We start from the raw sequence: 4,156 nt of genomic DNA on the forward strand, positions 1-4,156 counted from the left end.
GCAAGCAGACCAAGACCGTCTCCTTCACCATCGGCCGCAACCAGGTCTCCGTCGTGGACGCGGCCAAGCACACGATGAAGGTCATGCACGACGGCAAGGTCGTCAAGACCATCCCCGTCACCACCGGCAAGCCCGGCTACGACACGTGGAACGGCCAGATGGTCATCAGCGAGAAGCTGACGGTCACCAGGATGAACGGCGAGACGGTCGGCTACGGCGGCGAGTACGACATCAAGGACGTCCCGCACGCCATGCGCCTGACCACCTCGGGCACCTTCATCCACGGCAACTACTGGGGCGGCGGCGCCTTCGGCAACTACAACGCCAGCCACGGCTGCGTCGGCCTGCGCGACGTGCGCGGCGGCTACGACAGCGGCGTGCCGGCGGCCTGGTTCTTCAACCACTCGATGATCGGCGACGTGGTCGTCGTCAAGAACTCCCACGACCGCACGGTCGACCCGGCCAACGGGCTCAACGGCTGGAACATGTCCTGGGACAAGTGGAAGGCGTGAGCGCCTCCTCCTGACGGCTCGTACGGCCCCGGCCCGGTGTGATCGACCGCACCGGGCCGACTGCCGTTAGTGGCCGTTAACCTGCTCTGCATGACCGTAACCCTCGAAGTGGCGGACGGTGTCGGCACCCTCCGCCTCGACCGCCCGCCCATGAACGCGCTCGACGTCGCCACGCAGGACCGGCTCAGGGAACTCGCCGAGGAGGCCACCCGCCGCGACGACGTGCGCGCCGTGGTCGTCTACGGCGGCGAGAAGGTGTTCGCGGCCGGCGCGGACATCAAGGAGATGCAGGCGATGGACCACGCGGCGATGGTCCTGCGCGCCCGCGCCCTCCAGGACTCCTTCACCGCCGTCGCCCGCATCCCCAAGCCGGTGGTCGCCGCGGTCACCGGCTACGCGCTCGGCGGCGGCTGCGAGCTGGCTCTCTGCGCGGACTACCGCATCGCCGGGGAGAACGCCAAGCTCGGCCAGCCGGAGATCCTGCTCGGCCTGATCCCGGGCGCCGGCGGCACCCAGCGGCTGTCCCGGCTGATCGGTCCCTCCAAGGCCAAGGACCTCATCTTCACGGGCCGTCAGGTCAAGGCGGACGAGGCCCTGGCGCTCGGCCTGGTGGACCGTGTCGTCCCGGCCGGCGAGGTCTACGAGGCCGCGCACGCGTGGGCCGCCCGGCTCGCCAAGGGACCGGCGATCGCGCTGCGCGCCGCGAAGGAGGCCGTCGACACCGGCCTGGAGACGGACATCGAGACCGGACTCGCCGTGGAACGGAACTGGTTCGCGGGCCTGTTCGCCACCGAGGACCGCGAGCGCGGGATGCGCAGCTTCGTGGAGGAGGGGCCGGGCAAGGCCAAGTTCCTCTGAGCCCGGCCCGGCCGGGAGGAGCGGGGACCCGAAGGGGCCGCACGACCCTTGCTGTTGACACCGTGTCTGGTCCGGTTCCCCCGATGGGGCGGTTTATGGCGGCCTTAAGGCAGCCTTAAGCGTGTCTTGTCGGGGGAGCGGCCGGATCGCGGTAGAGGGCACTGTCCACCCTGGTCAACCGGGCCGTGTCGGGCGCCGAAATGCCTTAGGCATATGCCGTGCGAATGCCGGGGACGGGTGGCCCCGACCGGGCGTATTCCGCCGGAACGGCCCCGGGCGGGCCCCGGTGCGGCCATGATGGGGGCATGGCGGGGCTGGAAGGCATGGGACAGCCGCGGGGACCGGCACGTGCGACCGCGGCGCGCTGGTCGCCCACGGTCGAGGACGAAGGCGCACTCAAGGCGCTGGAGCTGTACGGAAATCCCACGGAGTCCGAGGTTCCGCTGCCGTCCCGTCCCGAGTCCGCCGCCACCGCCCGCCGGCTCGCCCAGGTCGTCGTCCTGCGGCAGTGGGGCCTGAGCCCGAAGCTGACGGAGGACGTCGTCCTGCTCGTCTCCGAACTCGTCGGCAACGCCGTACGGCACACCGGCGCACGGGTCTTCGGGCTGCGCATGCGCCGCCGGCGCGGCTGGATCCGGGTCGAGGTCCGCGACCCCTCCCGCGGGCTGCCCTGCCTGATGCCCGTTCAGGAACTCGACGTCAGCGGCCGGGGCCTGTTCCTCGTCGACAAACTCGCCGACCGCTGGGGCGTGGACCTGCTGCCCCGAGGCAAGACCACCTGGTTCGAAATGCGCGTCGCGGACCGCTGACCGAGGCTCACCCGGCGCTCCAAACGTGTGAATCGCCCGTTTTCTTACCTCTCCCCTCTTAAATGGTGCGGGTGACCACGACCGATCGACGCGGTGTGCTGCGGGCCGGGGCCGGGCTCGTCGCCGGGGGAGTCCTCGGCGCCGGGTGTTCCGCGACCGGCGCCGCCCCGCGCCCCGCCCCGGACTCCGCCGCTTCCGCCGCCTCCGGTGCCGCCCACCCCTCGCACGCGGCCGCGCACACCTCGGCGCCCCCGCTCGCCGCCCCCGTCCCGCGCGCCTTCCCGGGCGAGCCCGCCCAGATCACCCACGGCCCGCGCGACAGGCCCCGCGTCGCCCTCACTTTCCACGGCCAGGGCGACCCCGGGCTCGCCCGCACCCTGCTCACCACGGCCGAGAAGCACGGCGCCCGGCTCACCGTGCTCGCCGTCGGCACCTGGCTCGACGAGCACCCCGAGATGGCCCGCCGGATCCTGGACGGCGGTCACGACCTCGGCAACCACACCCAGCGCCACCTGGCCGTCAACGCCATGTCCGAGACCGACGCCCGCGCCGAGATCAACGGCTGCGCCGACCGCCTGAAGCGGCTCACCGGCTCCATCGGCACCTGGTTCCGCCCCTCCCGCGCCCCGGCCGCCTCCCCGCTGGTCCAGCGGCTCGCACAGGGCGCCGGATACCCGCATGTGCTCTCCTACGACGTCGACTCCCTCGACTACACCCGGCCGGGCGCGCCCGCGGTCGTCCGCAGGGTCCTGGCCGAGGCCCGCGGCGGGTCCGTGGTCAGCATGCACTTCGGGTACCCGGACACGGCCGCCGCCCTCCCCGACGTACTCAAAGAACTCGACCGCCGCGGCCTGCACGCGGTCACCACCACGGAGCTGCTGAGCTGATGCCTTCCACGTCACCCTCCCGCGTCATCCGCGCCCTGATCGCCGGCGCCGCCTGCGCCGCGCTGGCCGCGCTGTCCGGCTGCGACAGCGGCGGCACGGGCCACCACGCCGACGAGGCGCTCGGCAGCAAGGCGCCCGCCCAGCCCGAGCCGCGCAAACAGCAGACCGACGGCCTGCCCGGCATGCCGCCCGTCCTGGACCCCACCGACGTCTACGCCGCCGACCGCCCGGGCAAGCTCTCGCCCGTCGTCAAGGACTTCCCGTCCCGGATCTACGTCCCCAACACCAACTCCAACACCGTCACGGTCATCGACCCCGCGACGTACAAGGTCATCGAGACGATCCCGGTGGGCCGCCAGCCGCAGCACGTCGTGCCGTCCTGGGACCTGAAGACCCTGTGGGTCAACAACGACCTCGGCAACTCCCTCACCCCCATCGACCCCAGGACCGGCAAGGCGGGCAAGCCCGTCGACGTGCACGACCCGTACAACCTCTACTTCACGCCCGACGGCAAGTACGCCGTGGTCATGGCCTCCAAGGACCGCCAGCTGGTCTTCCGCGACGCGCACACCATGAAGCGGGTCAAGACCGTCCCGGTCAGCTGCGCCGGCGTCAACCACGCCGACTTCTCCCTGGACGGCCGCTACTTCATCGTCTCCTGCGAGTTCAGCGGCGAGCTGCTCAAGGTCGACACCGCGCGCATGGAGGTCGTCGGCCGGCAGAAGCTCGACTTCCACGGCGCCATGCCGCAGGACGTGAAGGTCTCGCCCGACGGCAAGAAGTTCTACGTCGCCGACATGGTGGCCGACGGCCTGTGGATCCTGGACGGCGCCACCTTCGGCAAGCCGGTCTTCCTGCACACCGGCAAGGGCGCCCACGGCCTCTACATCAGCCGCGACTCGCGCGAGATGTACATCTCCAACCGGGGCGAGGGCACCGTCTCCGTCTTCGACTTCACCCAGGACAAGCTCACCAAGAAGTGGCGCCTGCCCCACGGCGGCAGCCCCGACATGGGCGGCGTCTCGGCCGACGGCAAGGTGCTGTGGCTCTCGGGCCGCTACAACTCCGAGGTGTACGCCATCGACACCCG

General features: G+C 71.4%; 5 protein-coding genes. All 5 read left to right on the top strand.

Annotated elements, in window-relative coordinates:
* Positions 1-512, top strand: a 512-nt coding sequence (locus IE249_RS38795; protein WP_229859477.1) for a L,D-transpeptidase, incomplete at its 5' end; no start/stop codon positions are given.
* Positions 513-602: 90 nt separating this feature from the next.
* Positions 603-1,370, top strand: coding sequence for an enoyl-CoA hydratase/isomerase family protein (locus IE249_RS28885; RefSeq protein ID WP_189709422.1), 768 nt, complete (start codon positions 603-605; stop codon positions 1,368-1,370).
* Between the two features lie 305 nt (positions 1,371-1,675).
* Positions 1,676-2,179 (top strand): ATP-binding protein, encoded by a 504-nt coding sequence (locus IE249_RS28890; protein ID WP_189709424.1) that lies wholly within the window; start codon positions 1,676-1,678, stop codon positions 2,177-2,179.
* Between the two features lie 62 nt (positions 2,180-2,241).
* Positions 2,242-3,066, top strand: a complete 825-nt coding sequence (locus tag IE249_RS28895) for a polysaccharide deacetylase family protein (protein WP_189709426.1) — start codon at positions 2,242-2,244, stop codon at positions 3,064-3,066.
* The coding region (locus tag IE249_RS28900) for a YVTN family beta-propeller repeat protein (RefSeq protein WP_229859479.1) at positions 3,066-4,156 on the top strand (1,091 nt) is incomplete at its 3' end. The genes IE249_RS28895 and IE249_RS28900, both read left to right, overlap by 1 nt.

It is taken from the genome of Streptomyces anandii JCM 4720, assembly GCF_014650655.1.
Lineage (GTDB): Bacteria > Actinomycetota > Actinomycetes > Streptomycetales > Streptomycetaceae > Streptomyces > Streptomyces anandii.

Bases quoted from the DNA above. Each gene is read 5' to 3' on its own strand.
- IE249_RS28885 (WP_189709422.1), top strand. From the start codon at position 603: ATGACCGTAACCCTCGAAGTGGCGGACGGTGTCGGCACCCTCCGCCTC.
- IE249_RS28890 (WP_189709424.1), top strand. From the start codon at position 1,676: ATGGCGGGGCTGGAAGGCATGGGACAGCCGCGGGGACCGGCACGTGCG.
- IE249_RS28895 (WP_189709426.1), top strand. From the start codon at position 2,242: ATGGTGCGGGTGACCACGACCGATCGACGCGGTGTGCTGCGGGCCGGG.